Annotated in this window: 23 protein-coding genes and 1 riboswitch; of the genes, 6 read left to right on the plus strand and 17 right to left on the minus strand. The window is 36.6% G+C overall.

Translation table 11 applies throughout. From position 1 onward, the window contains the following. Positions 1-469: 469 nt before the first annotated feature. The 3 genes from AMS59_RS18155 to AMS59_RS26425 all read right to left on the minus strand — a co-directional run bounded on the left by AMS59_RS18155 (position 470) and on the right by AMS59_RS26425 (position 2,872). Positions 470-1,756 carry an SEL1-like repeat protein gene (locus tag AMS59_RS18155; RefSeq protein WP_053485152.1) on the minus strand — a complete coding sequence of 429 codons (1,287 nt, stop codon included), beginning with the start codon at positions 1,754-1,756 and terminating at the stop codon, positions 470-472. 12 nt (positions 1,757-1,768) lie between these two features. Then, a complete protein-coding gene (locus AMS59_RS18160; protein WP_234007842.1) occupies positions 1,769-2,164 on the minus strand; it encodes a hypothetical protein in 396 nt (131 codons plus the stop codon). A 72-nt stretch (positions 2,165-2,236) separates the two neighbouring features. Further along, positions 2,237-2,872, minus strand: a complete 636-nt coding sequence (locus AMS59_RS26425; protein WP_234007843.1) for a YdcF family protein — start codon at positions 2,870-2,872, stop codon at positions 2,237-2,239. A gap of 673 nt (positions 2,873-3,545) precedes the next feature. Here AMS59_RS26425 and AMS59_RS18170 point away from each other — a divergent pair. Both AMS59_RS18170 and AMS59_RS18175 read left to right on the plus strand, forming a co-directional pair. After that, on the plus strand, positions 3,546-4,019 hold the full coding sequence (locus AMS59_RS18170) for a hypothetical protein (RefSeq protein WP_053485154.1): 474 nt from the start codon (positions 3,546-3,548) through the stop codon (positions 4,017-4,019). Continuing rightward, entirely contained in the window at positions 4,007-4,294 is a 288-nt protein-coding gene (locus tag AMS59_RS18175; RefSeq protein ID WP_053485155.1) for a DUF2653 family protein, read from the plus strand. Before AMS59_RS18170 ends, AMS59_RS18175 begins: the two co-directional genes overlap by 13 nt. Positions 4,295-4,453: 159 nt before the next feature. On the opposite strand, the gene AMS59_RS18180 is transcribed toward AMS59_RS18175, so the two are convergent. From AMS59_RS18180 to AMS59_RS25945, 3 genes are all read right to left on the minus strand, one after another. Beyond that, on the minus strand, positions 4,454-6,076 hold the full coding sequence (locus tag AMS59_RS18180) for an S-layer homology domain-containing protein (protein WP_053485156.1): 1,623 nt from the start codon (positions 6,074-6,076) through the stop codon (positions 4,454-4,456). A 171-nt stretch (positions 6,077-6,247) separates the two neighbouring features. After that, positions 6,248-7,414 (minus strand): endonuclease Q family protein, encoded by a 1,167-nt coding sequence (locus AMS59_RS18185; RefSeq protein WP_053485157.1) that lies wholly within the window; start codon positions 7,412-7,414, stop codon positions 6,248-6,250. A 70-nt stretch (positions 7,415-7,484) separates the two neighbouring features. Further along, positions 7,485-7,655 carry a hypothetical protein gene (locus tag AMS59_RS25945; protein WP_199777786.1) on the minus strand — a complete coding sequence of 57 codons (171 nt, stop codon included), beginning with the start codon at positions 7,653-7,655 and terminating at the stop codon, positions 7,485-7,487. A gap of 148 nt (positions 7,656-7,803) precedes the next feature. On the opposite strand from AMS59_RS25945, the gene AMS59_RS18190 reads away from it, so the two are divergent. From AMS59_RS18190 to AMS59_RS18200, 3 genes are all read left to right on the plus strand, one after another. After that, on the plus strand, positions 7,804-8,382 hold the full coding sequence (locus tag AMS59_RS18190; RefSeq protein WP_053485158.1) for a TetR family transcriptional regulator: 579 nt from the start codon (positions 7,804-7,806) through the stop codon (positions 8,380-8,382). Positions 8,383-8,447: 65 nt separating this feature from the next. Next, entirely contained in the window at positions 8,448-8,801 is a 354-nt protein-coding gene (locus AMS59_RS18195) for a multidrug efflux SMR transporter (RefSeq protein ID WP_053485159.1), read from the plus strand. After that, a complete protein-coding gene (locus AMS59_RS18200) occupies positions 8,801-9,115 on the plus strand; it encodes a multidrug efflux SMR transporter (RefSeq protein WP_053485160.1) in 315 nt (104 codons plus the stop codon). The genes AMS59_RS18195 and AMS59_RS18200 overlap by 1 nt, the downstream gene beginning before the upstream one ends. A gap of 425 nt (positions 9,116-9,540) precedes the next feature. Here the strand turns inward: AMS59_RS18200 and AMS59_RS18205 are convergent, their stop codons facing one another. Next, positions 9,541-10,335 (minus strand): ABC transporter ATP-binding protein, encoded by a 795-nt coding sequence (locus AMS59_RS18205; protein ID WP_053485161.1) that lies wholly within the window; start codon positions 10,333-10,335, stop codon positions 9,541-9,543. 5 nt (positions 10,336-10,340) lie between these two features. Continuing rightward, complete coding sequence (locus tag AMS59_RS18210) at positions 10,341-11,387, minus strand: iron ABC transporter permease (RefSeq protein ID WP_053485162.1); 1,047 nt, start codon at positions 11,385-11,387, stop codon at positions 10,341-10,343. 142 nt (positions 11,388-11,529) lie between these two features. Next, a riboswitch (cobalamin riboswitch) is annotated at positions 11,530-11,721 on the minus strand. A gap of 173 nt (positions 11,722-11,894) precedes the next feature. On the opposite strand from AMS59_RS18210, the gene AMS59_RS18215 reads away from it, so the two are divergent. Next, a complete protein-coding gene (locus AMS59_RS18215) occupies positions 11,895-12,491 on the plus strand; it encodes a biotin transporter BioY (RefSeq protein ID WP_053485163.1) in 597 nt (198 codons plus the stop codon). Between the two features lie 310 nt (positions 12,492-12,801). Here the strand turns inward: AMS59_RS18215 and AMS59_RS18220 are convergent, their stop codons facing one another. The 9 genes from AMS59_RS18220 to AMS59_RS18260 all read right to left on the minus strand — a co-directional run bounded on the left by AMS59_RS18220 (position 12,802) and on the right by AMS59_RS18260 (position 21,134). After that, the gene (locus AMS59_RS18220) at positions 12,802-13,344 is read right to left on the minus strand and encodes an NADPH-dependent FMN reductase (protein WP_053485164.1); all 543 of its coding nucleotides are present in this window, start codon (positions 13,342-13,344) and stop codon (positions 12,802-12,804) included. A gap of 63 nt (positions 13,345-13,407) precedes the next feature. Further along, positions 13,408-14,025: a nitroreductase family protein gene (locus AMS59_RS18225; RefSeq protein WP_053485165.1), complete on the minus strand. Its 618-nt coding sequence runs from the start codon at positions 14,023-14,025 to the stop codon at positions 13,408-13,410. Between the two features lie 91 nt (positions 14,026-14,116). Then, positions 14,117-15,100 carry a ring-cleaving dioxygenase gene (locus AMS59_RS18230; RefSeq protein WP_053485166.1) on the minus strand — a complete coding sequence of 328 codons (984 nt, stop codon included), beginning with the start codon at positions 15,098-15,100 and terminating at the stop codon, positions 14,117-14,119. A 50-nt stretch (positions 15,101-15,150) separates the two neighbouring features. Further along, the gene (locus AMS59_RS18235; protein ID WP_053485167.1) at positions 15,151-15,585 is read right to left on the minus strand and encodes a MarR family winged helix-turn-helix transcriptional regulator; all 435 of its coding nucleotides are present in this window, start codon (positions 15,583-15,585) and stop codon (positions 15,151-15,153) included. A 164-nt stretch (positions 15,586-15,749) separates the two neighbouring features. Further along, positions 15,750-17,981 (minus strand): YcdB/YcdC domain-containing protein, encoded by a 2,232-nt coding sequence (locus AMS59_RS18240; RefSeq protein ID WP_053485168.1) that lies wholly within the window; start codon positions 17,979-17,981, stop codon positions 15,750-15,752. 134 nt (positions 17,982-18,115) lie between these two features. Next, positions 18,116-19,405, minus strand: coding sequence for a glycoside hydrolase family 18 protein (locus AMS59_RS18245; protein ID WP_053485205.1), 1,290 nt, complete (start codon positions 19,403-19,405; stop codon positions 18,116-18,118). Between the two features lie 117 nt (positions 19,406-19,522). After that, positions 19,523-20,080 carry a hypothetical protein gene (locus AMS59_RS18250; protein WP_053485169.1) on the minus strand — a complete coding sequence of 186 codons (558 nt, stop codon included), beginning with the start codon at positions 20,078-20,080 and terminating at the stop codon, positions 19,523-19,525. Further along, positions 20,080-20,625: a hypothetical protein gene (locus AMS59_RS18255; RefSeq protein WP_053485170.1), complete on the minus strand. Its 546-nt coding sequence runs from the start codon at positions 20,623-20,625 to the stop codon at positions 20,080-20,082. The genes AMS59_RS18250 and AMS59_RS18255 overlap by 1 nt, the downstream gene beginning before the upstream one ends. Then, positions 20,625-21,134, minus strand: coding sequence for an RNA polymerase sigma factor (locus tag AMS59_RS18260; protein WP_053485171.1), 510 nt, complete (start codon positions 21,132-21,134; stop codon positions 20,625-20,627). The genes AMS59_RS18255 and AMS59_RS18260 overlap by 1 nt, the downstream gene beginning before the upstream one ends. Positions 21,135-21,186: the final 52 nt, after the last annotated feature.

The raw sequence follows: 21,186 nt of genomic DNA on the forward strand, positions 1-21,186 counted from the left end.
AACCCTGTATTTCCCTATTTAATACCCGAGAAGAAAAGCACCATTATTTTCCAAAATATTGCGAAAAAACGGTATAACAAAATAACCTTATAATTAGCTATGGCTACTAACTACTCTTTCAAAATCCCACATATACCTTATACATTTTATAAATAGCTGTCAATTTTCATTTATACATTTTTTACCATAAAATGTACGAAAGTACCTATTATCTTATTTATTGTCCAAAGCAAAAAAAAAGCTACCACAATACTTTTGGGTAGCCAATTTACATCATCTCTGTTTTTTTTATGCTTATTTTTTCCTTGTTTTAGTTTGTAGTACTATCGCTTTATTATATTAATATTTTTACAATCAGTTAATTATAGTAATACACACCTATCCCATGTCCGAAAAACAGAACCTAAGATCTATACAGAAAAAGTTAATAATTGAATCTAAAAGCCTAGTATTTTTTAATAAAAAACACCTACATCCCTTTTAATTCTTGCAGTAAATTTGCAGCTTCCTCACTTCCCGCATTTGCTGCAAGTCCATACCACTTTATAGCCTCTTTAATATTTCTAGCTATTCCTTCCCCTTTATTGTATATGTGCCCTAGTTGTAATTTAGCCTCCAAATCACCTTGAAGAGCAGCCTGTTTAAACCAATGAATACCCTTTTCAATATTTCGTATACCTGCTAACCCTTGGCTCCAAATAAAGCCCAAATCATAAAAGGCATCGACATGATATTGCTCTGCAGCTCTTTCATACCAATATAATCCACGGTTCACATCTTTAGGTTGCCCTAAGTGTCCCTCTAAATAGATTCCTCCGAGCCTGTATTGTGCCTCAACATAGCCTGCTTCTGCAGATTTTTTATAGTAGCTACATGCTTGTTCCTCGTCTTTGTCGATTCCTAATCCCTGCTCGTAAATAATTCCGAGTGTAAACATGGCCTCTGCCACACCTTTTTGAGCGGCGAAGTCGAACCAATTCTTCGCAAGTACCAAATTTTCTAGTACCCCCTCACCGTTAAAATACATATCTGCTAAATTATTTGCAGCATCTGGATGCCCTTGCTTCGCTGCAGCTTCATACAATAAAAAAGCTCTATTATAGTTTTCTTGAACACCTATACCTTCAAAATAAAAATTACCAAGTGCATATTGTGCATCGGCATTACCTTGTGATGCTGCTAACTCAAACCATTTTACTGACTTTTCTGGTCGGAAATATTCGCCGTCAATTGCACTATAATATTCTCCAAGCTGAAATTGTGCATCGGCATCTTGTTCCTCGACGGCATCTTTGTATAAGTCAATGATTTCTTCATGATCTAGATCTTCTTCATCAAACGCCTCAATCTGTTCATTTTGGTGAACAAAATACCATTCCAATATATCAAGTACATCATCAACAACTTCATTGCAATTGGATAACTTCTCCAGCGAAGAAACTTGCCAAATGAAAATATAGATAGGGAGTGGAATTGCTTCACGCAATAAATCATCATATTCAGCTAAAAGTGTCAGCACATTCTCCTGTACAGACTGTGTCTGTTCTGGATGAATAATTTGCAAATGTCGTTGCTGATTTTTTTTCAAAAGTCCTCGCACAACTTGATATAATATTTTGTGCAAGGCTGCTAATTGTACTTCTTCGACTGTTATCAAATTAATGTTTTGTGCAAACCACGTATCTTGTGTTTGCGTGAGCTTTTGTAGGGCTCCAATTCGCTCTTTATTTTGTTTTGCTAAAAATTGCCCATACATACGTTTCCCCCCTTACACACTATCAATTTCGCCTTGGCGTAATTGTTGTTGCTGTCGCACAGACAAAAACTTTGTTGCTGTCGCTTTGCTTTCACACAGATAAAAACCTTGTTGCTGTCGCTTCGCTTTCGCACAGATAAAAACCTTGTTGCTGTCGCTTCGCTTTCGCACAGATAAACCTTGTTGCTGTCGCTTCGCTTTCGCACAGATAAACCTTGTTGTTGCTGTCGCTTCGCTTTCGCACAGATAAACCTTGTTGCTGTCGCTTTGCTTTCGCACAGATAAACACCTTGTTGCTGTCGCACAGATAAACCTTGTTGCTGTCGCTTTGCTTTCGCACAGATAAACCTTGTTGCTGTCGCTTTGCTTTCGCACAGATAAACCTTGTTGCTGTCGCTTCGCTTTCACTGCAAAAAACATTTACTAAATGAAGAAAAAAACTGCCTCACCACTATTATATGGAAGACAGTTTGAAATTGGTTACACATATGCTCTCAAGATTAATCCAATGAACAATGTAATGAACAAAAAGACAGTGACATGAATCCATTTATACATTTCTAATAAGCCGATAAATTCCCGAGTAAATGCATTAGGTACATAATAAAAGGCAGTCTTCGAACCAACACCTTGTGCATCAAGCTTCGCCTTTTTAGCATAAATACTTGCACGAAATACGTGAAAATTATTCGTTACAAATAAGGATCGATATTTTTTCCCTTGAGCATGCTTATCCATAATTTTTTTGGAGAATGCCATATTTTGTTCAGTATTTGTAGATTGATCTTCCATTAATACTTTTTGAGCAGGTATTTGATGTACGTCAACTATATATTTTTTCATGGCATATGCTTCTGATACTTCTTCATCATTTCCCTGTCCACCTGAGACGATAATATAAGGTCGTTCACCATATTTTTGAAATTGCTTTACTGCCTCGTCTAAGCGGCTAGCTAAAAGTGGTGGTACTTTATCTCCAATTAGTCCTGACCCTAACACAATAATATAGTTAGGCTCATAAAGGATCGGCGTAAAATGATATAGAGTAGCATAGGCCATTATGCTTGTATATAAAAACATTGTATAGCCAAAAACTAAAAACGCACCAAATTTCATGTTCGATATTCGTAAAAATTATAAATACATACCAAATCATCATGATAAAAAAGCTCAAGCCAAAAATAGCTAACAATAGATTACGAACTTTACGCCCTTCTTTTTCAAGTAAAACTTTACTATTAAAAAACGTAGCTATCGATAAAATAAACATCATACTCGGGAAACTTCCAAGTATGATGACTATACCCATTTTCGACACAATCCCCTGCTCATTCGGGAGAAATAAAGGATGACTAATTATTGTGCTTAAAATATACAACCCTAAAAAACCGAGAACTGCTGCATTGAGAAAACGCCTTTTTTCCATTATATATAACAGTAAAAAAATTAAAATTAATAGGAATAATGTTGAAATTATCGTCTCACTTCTTTCTTTTCATATACCCTGTTAAGCGCTTATCATCATAACGTGGGATTGATTTACGTTCCAACTGGGCGCATTTCTGGGGACGTCCAATCTTCATTATTAATCAACTCTATACAGAGCATACGTTATAAATACATGCAGCCTAGCTTTCGGTTATGGGCTCTGACACTACTTGTCCAAATTTGTCGATATACCTAAATTGATGGAAGCGTTTATTTTATTTTTCGAGATAGTTCATGTAAAATTACAATTAAGAACTAGTTTATGATAAAAACTAAAAATTATATTGGAGGAATGTCAGTAATGAAAAAAATCCTTGCTGCTCTTTTTGCAGCGACACTTATGTTTGCGTCTGTTGGTGCAACTTTATTCATCTCAGATACACCCACTGCAGAAGCTAAATCCTATAAGTCGGGTAAAAGAGGCTTCTCAAACAATAATCATAACAATAACTCAAATTTCCAAAAATCTCAGGATACAACTAAAGACCAAAATAATACAACAACAAATAAAAACAAGACAACTTCTACAAACAAAACGGATTCACCAGCTAAGAAAGGTGGCTTCTTCTCAGGCGGCCTTATGAAAGGCTTAATGCTTGGTGGCTTAGCTGGTTTATTATTCGGAAGTCTTTTCAGTGGTATGGGTATGCTTGGTAATATTTTAGGCTTATTAATTAACGTTGCAGCCATCATGGTTATCATAATGCTAGTTGTAAAAATTGTTAATATGTTTAAAGATAAAAAACGTAAAGAGGAAGCACAATGGCACAAATAATTAATGAGCAAGATATTATAAATGCAATTTGCTTATCACAGGCCTACTATAAAAACATCCGCCCTGAGGATGTACTTGTAGAACTAACATACGATGATGACACAGGCTTTGGTGCAGAAGTTGAAGTTAATGGTCAAATCGAAATGTTCAATACAGCAGCAATGATTGGCGCACTACGTGTATGGATTAAAGATGTCCTAAATGGTGACCCTTTTTCAACAGGCATCGAACTCGTCCTAGACGATGAGGAAGGCATTATTGCTAAACTATCGTAAAATAAGTAAAGAATAGCAGATCAATAAATCTTAAAGATTTATTGATCTGCTTTGTTAATTTTCGAGACGTTTTTTTACAGATATTCATCGCAATAAAAATAACATAAGTAAACGTTAAAAGGTAGAGGTGTCTATACACAACCTCTACCTTGAATTATTTCACTTTTTTAATAGACTACTAAAATTCACAAATATTTTTGCTGCATGGCTACGTTTTGTAGGAGCCTCAGGTGAAAATTTCCCTTCGTTACCTCTAACAATATCAAGCTCATATAACATTGTTATTGCATGTTTTGTTTCTTCATTGTAAGAGGTGATATCAGAAAATGGTGCTTTTCCTTCTACAGCATAAGGTTGCTTTTGTTGATGCTCATAAGCACGATTAATCATTAATGCTAATTGAGCGCGAGTAACCGGTAGTCCTGGATTAAACTTCCCATTCGTTCCCTTAACTAGCCCATATGCATAAGCTGCTGCAATTTCTGACTGAGTTCCGATATCATAGCTTGCTATGTCAGTAAATGGTGCATGTTCCTTCGTTGTTAAGCCTAGACTTCTAACAAGCATCGTAGCGGCCTGTGCACGAGTAACATTTTGCTCAGGTCTAAACGTACCATCTGCGTAACCTTTCATAATACCTTCTTCAGCGGCCTTCAGAATATTGTCCTTTGCCCAATGATTTTCTATATCTGTAAAACTTAAAGTTCTCCCTGTAGTAAAAGTAACTGATGGACTTTGAACACTTTCATTACCAGCTGCATCAACCGCTTTAACAGCTACCGTGTATGCTGTATTCTCTGTTAAATTATCCAAGGTTATCGCCGTTGTCTTAGCATTTTGTGTAAATGATAGCTTACCATTAACATATACTTTGTAATTAGCGACACCTATATTATCTCTCGCCTCCTGCCAGCTTATTTTTACAGTTGTACTATCTTTCATATTTGCTTGAATAGTTTTTGATACATCCCATAAAGAACTTGCTTTAATCGCTGGTAAAAACGCCTCGTTCGCTACTGCTAAATAGCCTGCTTCACTTAAATGAATATTTTCGGGATTTGGTAAATAGCTTGGAACATCTTTTGCTACAATATCGTAAGTCGGTACAAAAACGGCACCCGCTTTTTCAACAGTTGTTTTTATCGTTGCATTCATAACCTTTAATAGCATTTTAAATTGTGTTTGCAAATCCTCACTATAATACGGAAAAGAATTATAATACCCCATCACGTAAACTTGAGCATTCGGATTAAGCTTCTTCATTTCTTCTAAAATAGCAGCAATATTTTTTATTGCCTCTTGGGAAGCTTTTAACATCGCTGCTGCACTAATACCAGTTGTCTGAGACTCTTTTAAAATAGGTATTAAATCATTGGCACCAGCAGTTAAAGTAATGATTTCAGCCTCTTTAATAGATGTGCGAAGCTTTACTTTCTCACTTTGATAACCGAATCCTACCACTGGCTTTTCCACATTATTTTGTATATCTTCTAATACATCTTTCGTTGTATAGCCTGAATAAGCAAATCCTTTATTATAAGAAGTGATGAAACCATCTTGCTGTAAAGCTTGTGCAACAAAATCTGTGTAACCTAAGCCGATTATGCCAACGTCATTCATACCATGTGCTAAGGAATCACCCAGTGCTACATAATCTGCTTGAACTACCCAGCTTGGCGCTATGTAGTCTCTTTGTTCCTCAGCATTTACACCTATTGGTACTACTAGTTGTACTGCCAGAACGCTAGCCGCTAAAAACCGAAATTTCTTTGATAATTGCATACACTCTCTCCTCCAATTTTTACTAATTACTAGTTTAATATAAGGAGGATAAAAACGGGTTAAATAAGCTCCTCACCATAACGTGTGGTCGATCTCCGTTCCGAATGGGCGCTTTCCTTACGCTTTAACAAATTTCATCCACGACTTTGGTGATGAGCTAAAAACCGTGTTTTATTCCAGTTGAACCTTCCCATAAATGCCGCCACCACCAACTTCGATTGCCAATTGCCCGGTTCTTGCTAAATTGATCATCTTGGCAATTTTATGCGGCACGATTTGTTCGAGTTGTTCTAGAGTAACTCGATGCAAGATGTTCATCTCTGTACCGAATGCTTGTACTAATCGTTCCATCATTTTTGGCCCTAATCCTGGAATAAAGTCTAGTGGTACTTGATGAATATATGGTGGTCGTGCACGTTTATCTGTAACTTGCTCTGATAGCTCCTTAATACGTGTTGCAACACCTTTTATAATTTGCGTGCTTTCACAGTTTGTACAGATTGTGGCCGAATTGCTAAGCTGCTCGCCACATTTTGCGCAGACAGTCTGATGATATTTACCAAGTAAAGGATTTAAGCCATAATTGGCTGTTACAGCTCGACCCTGCTGTTCATGTAGCGCCATCTTTAATTCTGTAAAATTTGCATTAGATAGTCTTAATTTTTGATACTCACGTGCAATTTTCCCAAGTGAATGTGCATCAGAGTTGCTGACAAATGTATATGCTTGCAGCTCTTTAATGTTACTCACCATATCGGTATCAGAGCTCAAACCAAGCTCTATCGCATCTATCAGCTGCGGGTCAAATACTTCTGTTAAACTACGCTCTACGCCTTTACCGAACAAACTTTTAAACGGTGTAAAAACATGAGCAGGAATAAAAAGCCCACCTAATTCATGAACCTTTTGCTGGAGTGTTCGACCATCGCAATAAATTCGCTGAGAGCTTAAATGAATATTTTTCAAATGATTAGACATCCAATTTGAAAATTCCATCATGAGCAAAAGTGTTGGAAAATAAGCCAGTACATGAATTGGTCCAAGGCAATGATGATCATAAATCTCAATTTCAGTACCTGGAATAAGTGTTGTTTCTTGAAAACGAAGCCCTCCCTGTTCTAGCTCCTTCAGTTCTCCTTGTACTATCATCTCTGCCATTTCATCCATTACTTCTGGTGAATGACAATCAATAATACCGATAATATCTAGTCCCTTTCTTGCACTTGCAGTCTCTAAAACTCTTGCTAACGTTAACGTTTTACTGCCAGTAATTTTTACAGCACGTCCACTTGAAGTACGTCCAATATGAATATGTAAATCTGCATAGAAATCTTGCATCACTGTAACCACTCCTATTTTTTGATGACATAAAAAAGCCTCACATTGCTGCAAGGCATTTTATTCTTAATTATGATGGACGATTGCTATGAGTACTATTAATTGACTCAAAGGCACCTGAACCCTGTGATGGCATTGTCGAAGAATCGTATGCCACTAATGTCACTCCAATGTTCTTTTCTAGCTCATTAATTTTTTCAAGCTGTTGCTGATCTAGTTGTGCGATTTTTATCTCTTCCATTTTCATCAAATCCTTTCACGAATAAAGTTCCCTAAATAAGAAACATATATACAAGAAAAAATAATGACTGATTGTCAGTCATTTTCTTTGACTTTATTACAGCTATTTTGTAACATATTAAATAAGCAGGCCAAAAGCGAGGGATTTCATGTCAAAAGAAGAGAAAATTATTCAAGCTGCAATTGAAGTTTTCCGTGAAAAGGGAATTGAAAAGACAAAGGTTTCTGATATCGTAAAAGCTGCAGGTATCGCCCAAGGGACATTTTATCTTTATTTCCCATCACGTCTTTCAGTTATGCCAGCCATTGCAAAGGTTATGGTTGAGAAAATTATTGCTGCTATTAACGATGGTATTTCAAAACAGGAACCTTTTGCAAAGCAGCTAGAAAAAGTAGTAGATATTGTTTTTTCTCTAACAGAGGAATATCGAGATGTATTTGCTCTTATCTATGCCGGTATTACACAAACTGAACATATGAAAGAATGGGAAAATATATATGCTCCCTATTACGAATGGATGAATCATTTCTTAGATGAAGCTCAACAACAAGGAACGATACGCGCTTCTCTAAATACTACACGTTCTTCTAAACTTATCATCGGTCTAGTAGAATCTGCCGCTGAACAAATTTATTTGTATGACGACAGTGAAGAAGAAACAATTAGACTTCAAAAGCTTGAGCTCCTCGACTTTTTACATCATGCACTCGATTTACGTCACACATAAGTGACGTTCTCTTTTACATTAAAAATGACTGATTGTCAGTCATAATGAAAGAAAGGAATTTAACTATGCAAAAAGATTGGATTTATGTTGGATTAACTAGTTTGTTTGAATTATTTTGGATATTTGGTTTTAATGTTGCGAATTCATGGTGGCATTGGATTATTATTGTGACTCTAATTGCGATCGATTTCCATTTCTTATCGAAAGCTTGTGAGAACTTACCTACTGGCACAGTTTATGCGACTTTTGCTGGGGTCGGTACAATTGGTACTACATTAATGGACATTTTTATTTTTGACGGTGAGTTTAATGCTATTAAAGGAATTTTCATGTTTATTTTAATACTAGGTGTTATTGGTCTTAATTTAGCTGATAATCCTTCAAAAGATCATGTTGAAGAGAAAGGAGCTAATGCATAATGGGTTGGATACTTGTTTTATTAGCTGCAATTTCAGAAATTGTCGGTGTTGTAGGTTTACGCTTTTATAGTCAGGAAAAAAATATACGAAATTTATTAATATATCTAGGCGGCTTTGGGATGTCCTTTGTGCTTTTATATGCATCCTTTAACTATTTACAGTTAAGCATTGCCTATGTTGTTTGGGTTGGTATTGGTACAGTTGGTGCTGTTCTCGTGAATATTATATACTTCGGTGAATCTAAGAACCTGACTCGAATTATTAGTATCATCGCCATTGTCATTGGTGTGGCAGGATTAAAAGCAGTATCTTAATTCGGTTTGATTTCATTTCTTTATATTGTGGATATACCTTTTGAAATTAACTTTTTCGTTGAAACTTTATTTTATAACTATAGGTGTCTATTAAATAAAGTAGCTCTTCGGCAAAACGAGGGGTTGATTTCCGTTCCGACTAGGCGCTTTGTTGCTCCGCTACGTTAGCACTACGCTTTCGCACAGAAAACATTCGCTACGCTGCAGGGTCTCGGGCCAACACGATGTTGGTCACGAAGGCGTTATCACAGGATGTGATGGTTTTAGCCTTCGTTCCTCTATCGCTGATCCCCAAGGAGTCGCCCAGTCGTAACGAAGATCAACCACTTCGCTTAGCGTGTATCTTCTGGCATATCACTATAATTTATAGTGATAAACAATCCTCTAGATGCATTTATTTAAAAACTTATTTCAATATGTATCAATCATGTAGTTTCTAAAGCTTGCTTCGTGAATTGCTCTGGGATATACATTAAATATGGTTTACCTGTAAGTGGATGTGTTTGAATATCGGCATAAACACCAAATACATCTTGTAATAATGCAGGTGTAAGTACTTCTACTGGCGTTCCAAAACAAACAATTCGACCTTGCTTTAAAACATAAATTTGATCGCAATACATAGCTGCAATGTTTAAATCATGTATAGCAGCAACAACTGTTAAATGTAAGGTTTGGATTAAATCCATGAGCTGTAATTGATGCTGAATATCTAGATGATTTGTTGGCTCATCTAAAATCAGCACCTGCGCTTGCTGAGCGAGGGCACGAGCAACCATCACACGCTTTTTTTCTCCACCCGAAAGAGAGCTAAAGCTACGTTTCTCTAGATGAGCGATACCTGTTTGGTTCAGTGCATCTTTTACAATTTGAAAATCTCGTTCTTGATCAAGCTCCAATAATTTTTTATGGGGAGTTCTCCCCATACTCACTAAATCATGTACTGTAAAATCGAATAAGACTGGTGTTTCTTGACTCACAACTGCTAAATTTCGAGCAATGCTTTTACTCGATTGCTTTAAAATATCCTGTTCATTTAATAATACTGTTCCACTTTCTGGTTTTAATAAACGATACATATTCTTTAATAGCGTTGACTTCCCACTACCATTAGGACCGATTAGACCCACAAATTGCTTGTCCTTTATTCGAATACTTACTTCATGTAATATACGTGCATCAGAAATGGAGAATGATACTTGTTTCGCTTCTAATGTCATATGCTTTAATCCCCTTCACCGAATGAATAATTGTTACTACGGAGCAGCCAAATGAAAAATGGACCTCCGCAAAAAGCCGTAATAATTCCAATTGGCATTTCCTCAGGAGCAATTAAAATTCGAGCAAGTGCATCTGCCCAAACTAAGAATATCCCCCCTAATAATGCGCTAATCGGTATGACATATTTATGGTTTGAACCTACAATTAGCCGTACAATATGTGGAATGATTAAGCCGACAAATCCTATTGAGCCACTTACAGCAACAATCACACCCGTTAATAATGAAACTAATAAAATAAGCTGTATACGAAATTGTTGTAAGTTAACCCCTAATGTGACTGCTGCCTCTTCCCCAAGCAGTAATAAGTTTAGACTTCGATAGTGGAGCCATAACAAGGCAAATACTACAATAAAAATAATGATAGGAATTAAAAGATTACTCCACTTCGCGCCAGCAAGACTTCCTAGCATCCAAAACATGACCGCCTTCATTCCGCCCTCTTGCTTCGACATCATTAAAATAAAGTTTGAAATAGCAGATAAAATAAAAGACACCGCCATCCCTGAAAGTAAAAGTCGAAAGACGGAAATCCTACCTCCAACACGTGATAAGAAGAAAACTAACCCCATTGCTGTGAGCGAACCTAAAAATGCAGATACGGAAAGAGCATAAACGCCTAGAAATGAAAAAGCACCTAAAATGATGACGGCTGTAGCACCAACCGTCGCTCCAGAGGAAATCCCTAAAATATATGGCTCTGCAATTGAATTACGAACAAGTGCTTGAATGGCTGCTCCAGCAATTGCCAAGCCTGCTCCTACAATAGCGGCGAGTAATACACGCGGAGCTCGTATTTGCCAAATGATAATTTCCTGTGAGCGACTCCAATCTTCTTCGATTGAATTTTGTATAATCGGGATTTTAGAAAGGATAACCTTCCATACATAAAATGGCGTAACGGAAACTGATCCAACCATAATCGCAATTGTCATTGAAATGATAAGTACTAGGAAAAGAGTCATTGAGAGTAGCATAAATTTTTTATTCATCTGTTTATTTACTCCTAATCATTAAGATAAATGAAAAAAAAAGGGTATTCTATGCAAATGCGCATAGAAATACCCTAGATTAAACAACATCAGAAAGATTTCCTTCTACTATTGTCCGTAATTGCTTTCATCCTCGTGGGCATTACAGGAATTACTAATTGGCAGGTCTCCTGGCTTCGAATCAATGTACCTATGATTGCCTTCCCATTCTAGAACAGTGGCAAAATCATCATAGAACTCCTCTTTACAGTTGCGGGACAGCGTCGGATTTGCACCAACTTCCCTTTTAAGTGACACATTTACAAGATGTCACACCATTAGCATCGAATATTTAAAATTATGACGATTCTATCATATATTTTAATAGTTAGTCTATAACTATCCATTATTTATCAAGTTAAGTAGGAAAAACATTTTTACGTTAACCGTCAGTTATTATTAAGTTGACACAAAATCATTATTTTTTTACACTAATATTATCAACATTACTTTTTTAGGGGTGAAATAATGACAACAGTTACGGAACATACTCATCACAAATTAAGAACAGTCGATCTTGCATACATTGGACTATTTTCAACATTGATGATGATAGGCGCTAATATCACGTCTATTGTACCTTTCATGATGATTGGTGGAGTACCTATCACAATGCAAACATTTTTTGCTATTTTAGCAGGTCTTATTCTTGGTAGTAGAAAAGGGGCACTCGCTTGTACTGTTTATATGTGCATAGGTTTAGCAGGTGCACCTGTATTTGCCCGTTTCAACGGAGGCTTTGGACAAATTTTAAGCCCTACATTTGGTTTCATTGTTTCTTTTATAGTAGCTGCATTTGTCGCAGGTCTTATTGTAGAACGCAGTGGAACGAAGAAAAGCTATGTAGTTGCTGCATTAGTTGCAACTGCTATTAATTATTTACTAGGAACAAATTGGATGTACTTTGCCTACAAGCTATGGGCTAGTGCTCCTGATGCTTTCACTTATAAGATAGCGTGGCTTTGGATGATGCCTCCTTTACCAAAGGATATTATTTTAGCTATATTTGCGGGTATTTTTGCACACCGCCTTCAAAAGGTATTGAAAATAATTCCAATTAAATAAAGAGATAAAAAAACTGTCCAAAAGTATTTAGCATACTTAATTGGACAGTTTTTGGTTCATCACCAAAAGTTGTGGATGACTTTTGTTAAAACGTTTACTATGCAAATAGTTGATTGTAGTGGAGACTGGGCGACTCCTCGGGGATCAGCGTTTCAGATAAGACCCTGCAGCGAAGCGAAGCGGCTTATCGAACGCCCCCAGGAAGCTTTGCTCTGTGCGAAAGCGTAGTGCAACGTAGCGACAGCAACAAAGCGCCCAGTCGGAACGGAAATCAACCACACGTTTCGGTGATGATCCCATTTTTTTATTTTTAAACGTATTTTTTCATCCAGTTTAAGAAGTTATCAATAACTACATCTAGGAATTTGATAGTACCCTCATCTGTTAAATTGCCTTCTGTATCAAATTTAGTGTGTACTGCTCCAATATAAACATCATTACCATTAAGTAATGGTGAATTTACTCCAGGTGAGAATAAAATATCTCGTAAATGTAATTGTGCTTTAACAGTACCTAAGTTACCCATTGATGCTCCCATCATGAATGATGGCTTACCAATCATTACTTTATCAACGCGAGATAACCAATCGATGGCGTTAACCATAACACCTGGCACTGTACCATTATATTCTGGTGTTAACCATAGTACTGCATCTGCCGCTTTTACTTTTGCTTTAAAATCAAGCACAGGTTGTGGTGCTTCATTTTCGATATCTTGATTATACATTGGTAAATCTTTTAAGCTTAAGATTTCAAGATCAATTTTCTCTGCATAACGCTTTTGAACAAATTTCGCTAATTGCATATTATAAGATTCTTTACGGATACTTCCTACGATTACTATTACTTTCACGTTGTTTCCTCCTAAATGTACATTAACTTTAATATTTGTAAAGCAATTTTATTTTATACTTTACTAATAGTAGGTTGCAAATTCCTCAACTGGTTTACGATAACCACGTAAACGGCGACTACTTTCTTTTTCCTTACCTATTGTCATCATTAGTGCAATTTCATGTGTTTCTGGCACGTTAAAAAGTGCTCTCATTTGTTGTTGATCAAAGCCGATCATTGGACATGTATCCCATCCACGATTTTTGGCTGCCAGCATAAATAACATAGCCGAAAGTGAAGCGTTACGAATGGCTTCCTCCTTCATAAATTCCTCGCCACGTTCTTCATAAAATTTAGTATTTTCATCGACAAGATTTTCTAACTCACAAGCATTAATAATGCCTAAGTCTAGCATCCCTTGACTAAGGTTAGCTGTCTTTTTATAGGCCTCTTTATCTCCTAAAACAAGTATAACTGCTGAGGCAGAGTGCACTTTATATTGCCCGTATGCCGCTTCTCTTACTTTTTCTTTTTTTTCTTCATCTAATACAACGATGTAATTGGCATGTTGTAAGTTAAAGGCTGATGGAGCAAGCTTAACATCCTCCAAAATGGGACGTATATCTTCTTCGCTCATCTGGATACCCTCAATAAAATTATTTGCAGAACGTCGCTTATCTATTAGCTTTGTAAATTCCAACTAACTGACCTCCAATCATTTTTCTGTTAAGAGTATGTAATTTCCATTCGGGCAGAGACTTGTATATCTCTGCTGAATGGAATGAAAGGTATTACTCATATTCTTTAACGAACGTAATCGTACTTCTTACAGTGTCAATAGGGCGAACAAGCTTTTCAATTTGTGCACGCTTTGGCTCTAAAAATGGTGGCAACGATAATTTTTCACCTAAAGTTTCATAAGGCTCATCCCCCATAAATCCTGGGCCATCAGTAGCTAGCTCAAATAGAATTTGTGGTGCTACTCGTGTATAAAGTGATTCAAAGAAATGACGATTTACGTAACCAGAAGTATGGAAGCCAAAGCTTTCAAATCGTTCAGTCCATTCATTTAGTACAGCTCGATCCTCTACGCGGAATGCAGCGTGATGTACTGTACCGAAGCCTTGACGAGCTACTGGTAACACTGTATTAAGTTCTACAACGATTTGTGCACCGTTTCCGCCTTCACCAACCTCAAATAGGTGGAAATCCCCTTCTTCTGAAATTTCTTTAAAGAGCATCACTTTTTCTAGCATCTCTTTGAAATATTTAAAATTAGCAACTCTTATAAAAATCGGACCTAAGCCTGTAATTGCATATTCAAGAGGAATCGGTCCATCTTGCCATGGAGTGCCTGATGCAACACCTGTATTGTTTTCATCAGAAATAAGTTGGTATTGCTGATCGTCAAAATCGACGAAAGATAAAGTTTTCTTGCCAAATTGCTCTTTAATACTTGTATGTTTAACATTTAATCGATCAAAGCGTTTTATCCAATAGTCTAATGCTGCATCTGTTGGAACGCGGAATGATGTTTTGGATATTTCATTTGTTCCATGCACACCTTTTGGAATGTTTGGGAAATCGAAAAATGTCATATCGGTACCAGCGCTACCTTTATCATCTGCAAAGAACAAATGGTATGTTTGGATATCATCCTGATTAACCGTTTTTTTTACTAATCTCATCCCTAACACATAAGTAAAAAATTTATAATTCTCTTCCGCACTGCTTGTAATAGCAGTAACGTGGTGAATTCCTTTTAAATGATTCATTTTTTGCCCCTCCTATTTATCTCGATTTCGAGATATTTGTGTAAAATTTTTTATTTATTAACTGCGTTCAAACCAACCTTTTTCAGAAACATAATCATTGTGTCCATCTCCTGTTGATCTAATACTTCAAAAATCTCGTTAATTTTTTGTTCATGCTTTGGAAATATTTCTTCCATCAACGTCTGTCCTTCACATGTTAATAAAACATATGTGACACGACGATCCTTCGGGCAAGCACGTCGATACACAAAACCTTTTTGTTCGAGCTTATCAATAACATACGTAATACTACTACTTGCGATTAAAATTTTCTTTCCAATCACTTGAATTGGCTGCTCACCATGGTGATATAAAAACTCAAGTACCGAAAATTCGGTTTGATTTAATTCATATTGAAGTAGATCTCTCTTTGTTGCATCCTGAATCGTTTGATACGCCCGGAACAAGACCGTAAAAGCTTTTAAATTACGATTGTCTTCCCTCATACGACTCCCTCTTTTCATTTACTTCGAATTCTATTATCTTCAATTCGAGATAATAATAACATATAAAATTCTAAACAGCAATCCTTTTGTTTTTTACTGTAATCACAAAAAGGGCATCCCCTAAAATAGGAGATACCCTTTCATTTATAAATGATCGATTAATACTAGTAATTGCGGCCGCTGTTTTGTTCATAGGCAGCCTTTGCTAGACGAACTGTAGATATAGCCAAATCTGCATACGTCACTTTCTCAGTAGCATTGAATTTATTTTGCTGTCCATCAATTAGTCCCATTGCACTCGCTAAAGCAGCAAAACCTGCGTACGCTGGGTCAATTGAGCTTGCATCAGCAAAGTTTAATTTGTAAATGTCACTATGCTTAGCAGCATTCTCTAATTTTAGTACACGTACTAACCATTCTGCAAGCTCTTGACGAGTCAATGTTGTATCTACTGCAAATTGATCCGCCGGTTGTAAAATACCCATTCTTACAGCTTGTTCAACGATTCCGTATAATGGATGCTTTTTGTCAATATTCTCGAAGGATTGCGTATCGTTGCCTCTTCCATACGGACCACCAAAATCATAATATCCGTATGATAGTGACTTAACTAAGATTTTCAAAGCTTCTCCCTTTGTTACACCTGCATCAGCATTAAAGTTTGCTGGGTCTTTAACCTCTAATATATTTTGGCGTAGTAAATAAGTTAATTCTCCACCAGCTGTTGGATGTGAAATGGCTGGTTTTTCTTTAGAATCATCAATTTTGTGAAGCCATTCACCAGTGGTTGCATCAATACTATTGAACAAGATTCCATTATAAACTGGCGAGTATACTAAATCATATTGGTGATTATCCTCTCCATCCTGTTTTGCATACTGGAGCCCCAATTTTATCCCCTCATTAAACGTTGCTTTAGCTTTATCAGCAGGAATAGCTTTGTTTACAGAAGGCCAATTATCAATCTTGCGATTATTAATACCTAAAGAACCTAATTTCCCATCTGCATTGATACTAACAGAAATATCATCCCCTACTACGGCTATGCCATTGACAACACGTGGGAAGGAGAAGTAATACTGTTTGCTGTATTTGTCATATACTGTATCTTCTATTGGTTTTGAATAATTATGAATATATGACGGAGCCCACTCTTTTAAGTAGTCTATTGCCTTTGCTAACGCAGCATCTTTTGAAATTGGTTCTACTTTATCACCTGTCTCCATGAAGTCTCTACGCATATCCCAGTATTTTGTAATTTCACCTGTTGCCTTGTTCACTTCAAATGATGTGCCTGAGCCATGATCTCCAAAATCATACATATAATTCACTTCGTAAATTGTCTCGCCATTTTCATTTTCTCTTTCATTAACCGAATCAATTTGTAGCTTTACTTTGTCTGAATCAACTTTTAAGAAAGACTTAGCTAACTCTTCAACTTCTGCTAATGTAATATCCTTCTTTCTAGGCGCAAGTGGTTGCGATGCAAGTTTTTCTACACCTTTTGCCTTTGGTACTTGTGAAGTGAAACCATTCATTGTTTGCCACTGCCCATTTATTGCATGTACTCCATTGAAGTTTGTTGGCGGCATATACACAAGCTTAGCACTAGCTTCACCTGTCTGGAAGTTATAGTCAACCATGTAACGTAAATCAACTGACAAATTTTCGCGAACTTGTGTAAGTATATCTGACTCATTCTTTTTCTGTTCTAAGTTATCAAATGTTGCCTTACTAGTTGACTCAGTATTACGATACATACCTGTAACTTCACCATTTGCTAGAACTTCAATATTGATTTGCTGATTACTAAATGGCACACCATTGTGTGTAGGCGAATACGCGAATGAATACGTAATTGGCTCAGATAAAGGTCTACTAAAACTAAAACCAAAATCACTATAAATATTGTCTTCACGTAGCTTGTAATTCGCAGTATCCGGCAATTTCTTTAGGAAGTCTTGGGCAATTTTTTTTGCTTCACTCTCTGAATACTTCACTGGGTACAATGCATCCGCTATATTGGCAGGCTGATAGTGAAAATTCTCTAATTCTAAATTTTCGCCTTTAAAAGTAAAATCACCATAAACGTCTTTACCATTGATTGTCTTATGGAAGCTTAAATTATAGCGTATCGTTTTATCATCATTAAAGTAATGCGCTTCCCCCATTGAGAAATCTTTCTCTGTTACAAAATTGAACTTGTCTGGAAATAGTGTATTCAATTGCTTAATAAGCATACTTTTTGTTACTTTTGTTTCTGTTGAAGAAACTTGAATTGCAACTCTCTCTTGTGGTTCTTTTACATTTGCTGAAGCTTGTGCCATTGGTGAAAGTACACCAACAGAAAATGCAGTAGATGTTAGTATGATACCTAACTTTTTAAAGTTTACCAAAATATACCTCCTAGATTATCATTTGCCATAATTATAATATAGATTACCAGAAATGGAAATGATGTTTTCGAATTATTTATTTTTATTAGAAAATAGAATGGACATAGAGCTTCCTTTATTGCTCCTGAAGATTCTCATTTCTTTACTACATCAAAATTTGACCCGATTAATAACCAATTTTGCGGGAATGGTAGACCCAACTTCCAATAGCCTACCCCTCGAAGTTTGTACTGTTTGATTAAATTGAACTTCGCTTGAATGGACCTTGCATCCTCGAACCACACCACATGTGCTTTACCTTGCTCATCATAGTATTCAAAGAATGGTGCTTGAGATCTTAAATCAAACTGAATAGCAGCATTATATTTCTTAGCAATCTCGATAGCCGCTTGTGGACTAACTGCTTTTGCATATGGTCCCCCTTGTACAAAAGGCAGTGTCCAGTCATAGCCATATAAATTTTGTCCAAGTAAAATTTTGTTCCGAGGTATCTCACTAACTGCATATTTTACAACTGCCTCTACCTCTGGAAGTGGCGATACTGCCATAGGGGGCCCTGCAGAATATCCCCATTCATAAGTCATTAACATAACAAAATCCACTATTTCTCCATGTGCTTTATAATCATGCCCCTCTGTCCACGGACCTCGCTGACTAGCACTTGTTTTAGGAGCTAGCGCTGTCGATACGGTATATCCCTGTGGATGGAATCGACTCACAGCTCTCCTTAAAAAGTTGTTATACGCTTGTCGTTGATCGCCCGGCAAATTCTCAAAATCAAAATGAATATCTTTAACGGTTCCTAAGCGCTTGGCCTCTTCAAGAATATTGTTAAAGAGCAGATCCTGTACTGCTGTACTTTGAAAAATATCTTTCGCCAAATCACCACTAAAACTAAAATTCTCCAAATTTGAGACAACCATCGCTAGAGAAGCACCTGTATCATTTGCAATTTGTGCCACACCTTGACTCGGAGGTATCTTAAGCGTCCCATCTCGCCTTGCCTCATAGCTAAATAGAGCAAAATAAGTTAAAAATGGACCGGCTTCTCTTGCTTGACTCAGTAATGCCTCACTAACGAATGTCCCTTTCGGTTCTAAATATGCCAATGTTTCTGCCCTTGTTTTTGGTTGAGGTGGAATATAAAGTCGCATACCAATCGATAAAGGTTGACTCGGACTAATATTGTTCACCTGAGCAAGTGTTAAATAATTAATGCCAAAGCGTTGGCCAATTGAATATAGACTATCTCCTGACTGCACATAATAGAAGTTTCCGACAATCGGTATCACAAGCGCTTGCCCTATAACTAATCGATTTGGTTCAGGAATTTGATTGGCATCTACAATACTTTGAACTGTTGTCCCATATGTCTGCGCAATACCCCATAAGGACTCCCCTGCCCGTACAACATGTATTTGAATGTCAGTGCCTCCTTCTAGCTTGATAAAATCACACCTGTAAAGCTTATGAATTAGGCAATGAAAAGATGTCATTGCTCAGTAAGAACAGATTCCCTGTAAACAAAAAAGGTCCATCGCTTATTCTAGCGAATGGACTTTATTTTCTTTGATTTTCTTAAAATATTCATTACATGTTCGACAAAGGTTTATAAATAACAAAGATGAAAGCAACTGAAATAAAGAACCTATAAAATGAACATTTCCCCGCATACTCGCATCAAAGTTTATTGAAAATGCCTGTATGACGAAGCCGCAAAGCATAAATGCCATGAACTTCTGGTATGTTTTAAATGTTTTAGCTTCAAGAGGTTTATTATTATGAATGTGTAATAATAGTTGAAAAACCCAATACATAAAGACGATGAATAAAAATTGCATAAACTGTACACCAATTTCCCCTAATATCTGATAACCTAGCCATTGATATAGCTCCACGAAAAATGACATTATCATTAAAATAATGGCAAAATTCTTCGACCAACGCTTTAAGTTATGAAAAGACGGCAACAGATGGATACCGTATGCAAAGAGTAGATAGCCAATGAAATCTGGTAATATATCAGGTAATCCAAAAGCATTTAAATCTATAAAAACAAAACCCATGCCACTAAGTAAATACTCGTAAGGATTTTTCATTACTTTATACCTCCCTCATTTGTTTTCATCAAGTAACTATCCTGTTTCTGTTGAATTTCATCGATATTGTCTCGCTTACTCTTATAATCGTAGGATTCGCTATAGCTTGGTTGCACAATAGTTTCATCAATGTTTCGATGCTCTGCATATACTAAGTTCCCTATCCATGCAAAAAAAGACAAAGAAAAAGTCATGTAGACAAGTCTTCCCTTCGTAAGCCCCTTGAAATAAACGAACAAAATAAATGACGAGAGCGCAAGCATGAGGAAAATGCACACTATAATGGTAAGGTCTTTTTCCCATTCGGTAGTTAATTGTGCTGCATTTTTCAATTCGAACGATTGCCCCGTTCCAATCATAAATACAAATAGAAGAACAGCCAGTGTCACCGGAACGGTTAGTATTGTTGCAATAGAAAATCTTGTTGTCTTCTTTAGATGCGTCTTTTGGAGTTTTTGACGTATTTCATTTGAGAAATCTACATCTGGCTCTTTATCAGGGCGTTTTTTTAGTGCGTCAAATAGATCGTAATCACGTTCTTCCATCAATCATCCCTCCCTACCTTTTTTCGAAGCCTCGCCATTGCTCGGTGAAAATCAACACGTACCTTGACTTCCGAGATACCTAAAATCACAGCTGTTTCTTGTATCGTGTAGTCTTTTAGCATTCTGCAAATAATGATTATCCGATCATGTGATTTTAATGTCATTAATGCTTCTTGTACTGTTTGCCATTGCTCATTTTTCTCCACAATCTCTAAAGGCTTTGGCACTTCTTTCAATACGGGCTGCCAGCTAAGTTTTTCTGTTATTAAACGCTTTATCTTCTGTCTTCTATGTATATCTACTGCTGTATTCCGTGCAATTGAAAAGAGCCAAGTTTTTACTTTATCGTTATCCTTTAATTTATCTAATTGCTTCATCGCCTTAAAAAACGTTTCTTGCGTAATATCCTCTGCCTCTTGTTTACTATTTGTATAATAAAGCGCAAAATGATACACATCTCGATGATAACAATCGTACAAATGTTCTATTTTCGGTATATCTTGATGCAAAACTTCACCCCACTTTCTACACTCACAAATAAGTCGTCGTAACCAATTATTT

Origin of the sequence: Lysinibacillus sp. FJAT-14745, from assembly GCF_001275675.1 — a bacterium.
Classification (GTDB): domain Bacteria; phylum Bacillota; class Bacilli; order Bacillales_A; family Planococcaceae; genus Lysinibacillus.

Coding starts and splice junctions, on each gene's coding strand:
- AMS59_RS18155 (WP_053485152.1), bottom strand. CDS start 1,756: ATGTATGGGCAATTTTTAGCAAAACAAAATAAAGAGCGAATTGGAGCC.
- AMS59_RS26425 (WP_234007843.1), bottom strand. CDS start 2,872: ATGAAATTTGGTGCGTTTTTAGTTTTTGGCTATACAATGTTTTTATAT.
- AMS59_RS18170 (WP_053485154.1), top strand. CDS start 3,546: ATGAAAAAAATCCTTGCTGCTCTTTTTGCAGCGACACTTATGTTTGCG.
- AMS59_RS18175 (WP_053485155.1), top strand. CDS start 4,007: ATGGCACAAATAATTAATGAGCAAGATATTATAAATGCAATTTGCTTA.
- AMS59_RS18180 (WP_053485156.1), bottom strand. CDS start 6,076: ATGCAATTATCAAAGAAATTTCGGTTTTTAGCGGCTAGCGTTCTGGCA.
- AMS59_RS18185 (WP_053485157.1), bottom strand. CDS start 7,414: ATGCAAGATTTCTATGCAGATTTACATATTCATATTGGACGTACTTCA.
- AMS59_RS25945 (WP_199777786.1), bottom strand. CDS start 7,655: ATGGAAGAGATAAAAATCGCACAACTAGATCAGCAACAGCTTGAAAAA.
- AMS59_RS18190 (WP_053485158.1), top strand. CDS start 7,804: ATGTCAAAAGAAGAGAAAATTATTCAAGCTGCAATTGAAGTTTTCCGT.
- AMS59_RS18195 (WP_053485159.1), top strand. CDS start 8,448: ATGCAAAAAGATTGGATTTATGTTGGATTAACTAGTTTGTTTGAATTA.
- AMS59_RS18200 (WP_053485160.1), top strand. CDS start 8,801: ATGGGTTGGATACTTGTTTTATTAGCTGCAATTTCAGAAATTGTCGGT.
- AMS59_RS18205 (WP_053485161.1), bottom strand. CDS start 10,335: ATGACATTAGAAGCGAAACAAGTATCATTCTCCATTTCTGATGCACGT.
- AMS59_RS18210 (WP_053485162.1), bottom strand. CDS start 11,387: ATGAATAAAAAATTTATGCTACTCTCAATGACTCTTTTCCTAGTACTT.
- AMS59_RS18215 (WP_053485163.1), top strand. CDS start 11,895: ATGACAACAGTTACGGAACATACTCATCACAAATTAAGAACAGTCGAT.
- AMS59_RS18230 (WP_053485166.1), bottom strand. CDS start 15,100: ATGAATCATTTAAAAGGAATTCACCACGTTACTGCTATTACAAGCAGT.
- AMS59_RS18235 (WP_053485167.1), bottom strand. CDS start 15,585: ATGAGGGAAGACAATCGTAATTTAAAAGCTTTTACGGTCTTGTTCCGG.
- AMS59_RS18250 (WP_053485169.1), bottom strand. CDS start 20,080: ATGAAAAATCCTTACGAGTATTTACTTAGTGGCATGGGTTTTGTTTTT.
- AMS59_RS18255 (WP_053485170.1), bottom strand. CDS start 20,625: ATGGAAGAACGTGATTACGATCTATTTGACGCACTAAAAAAACGCCCT.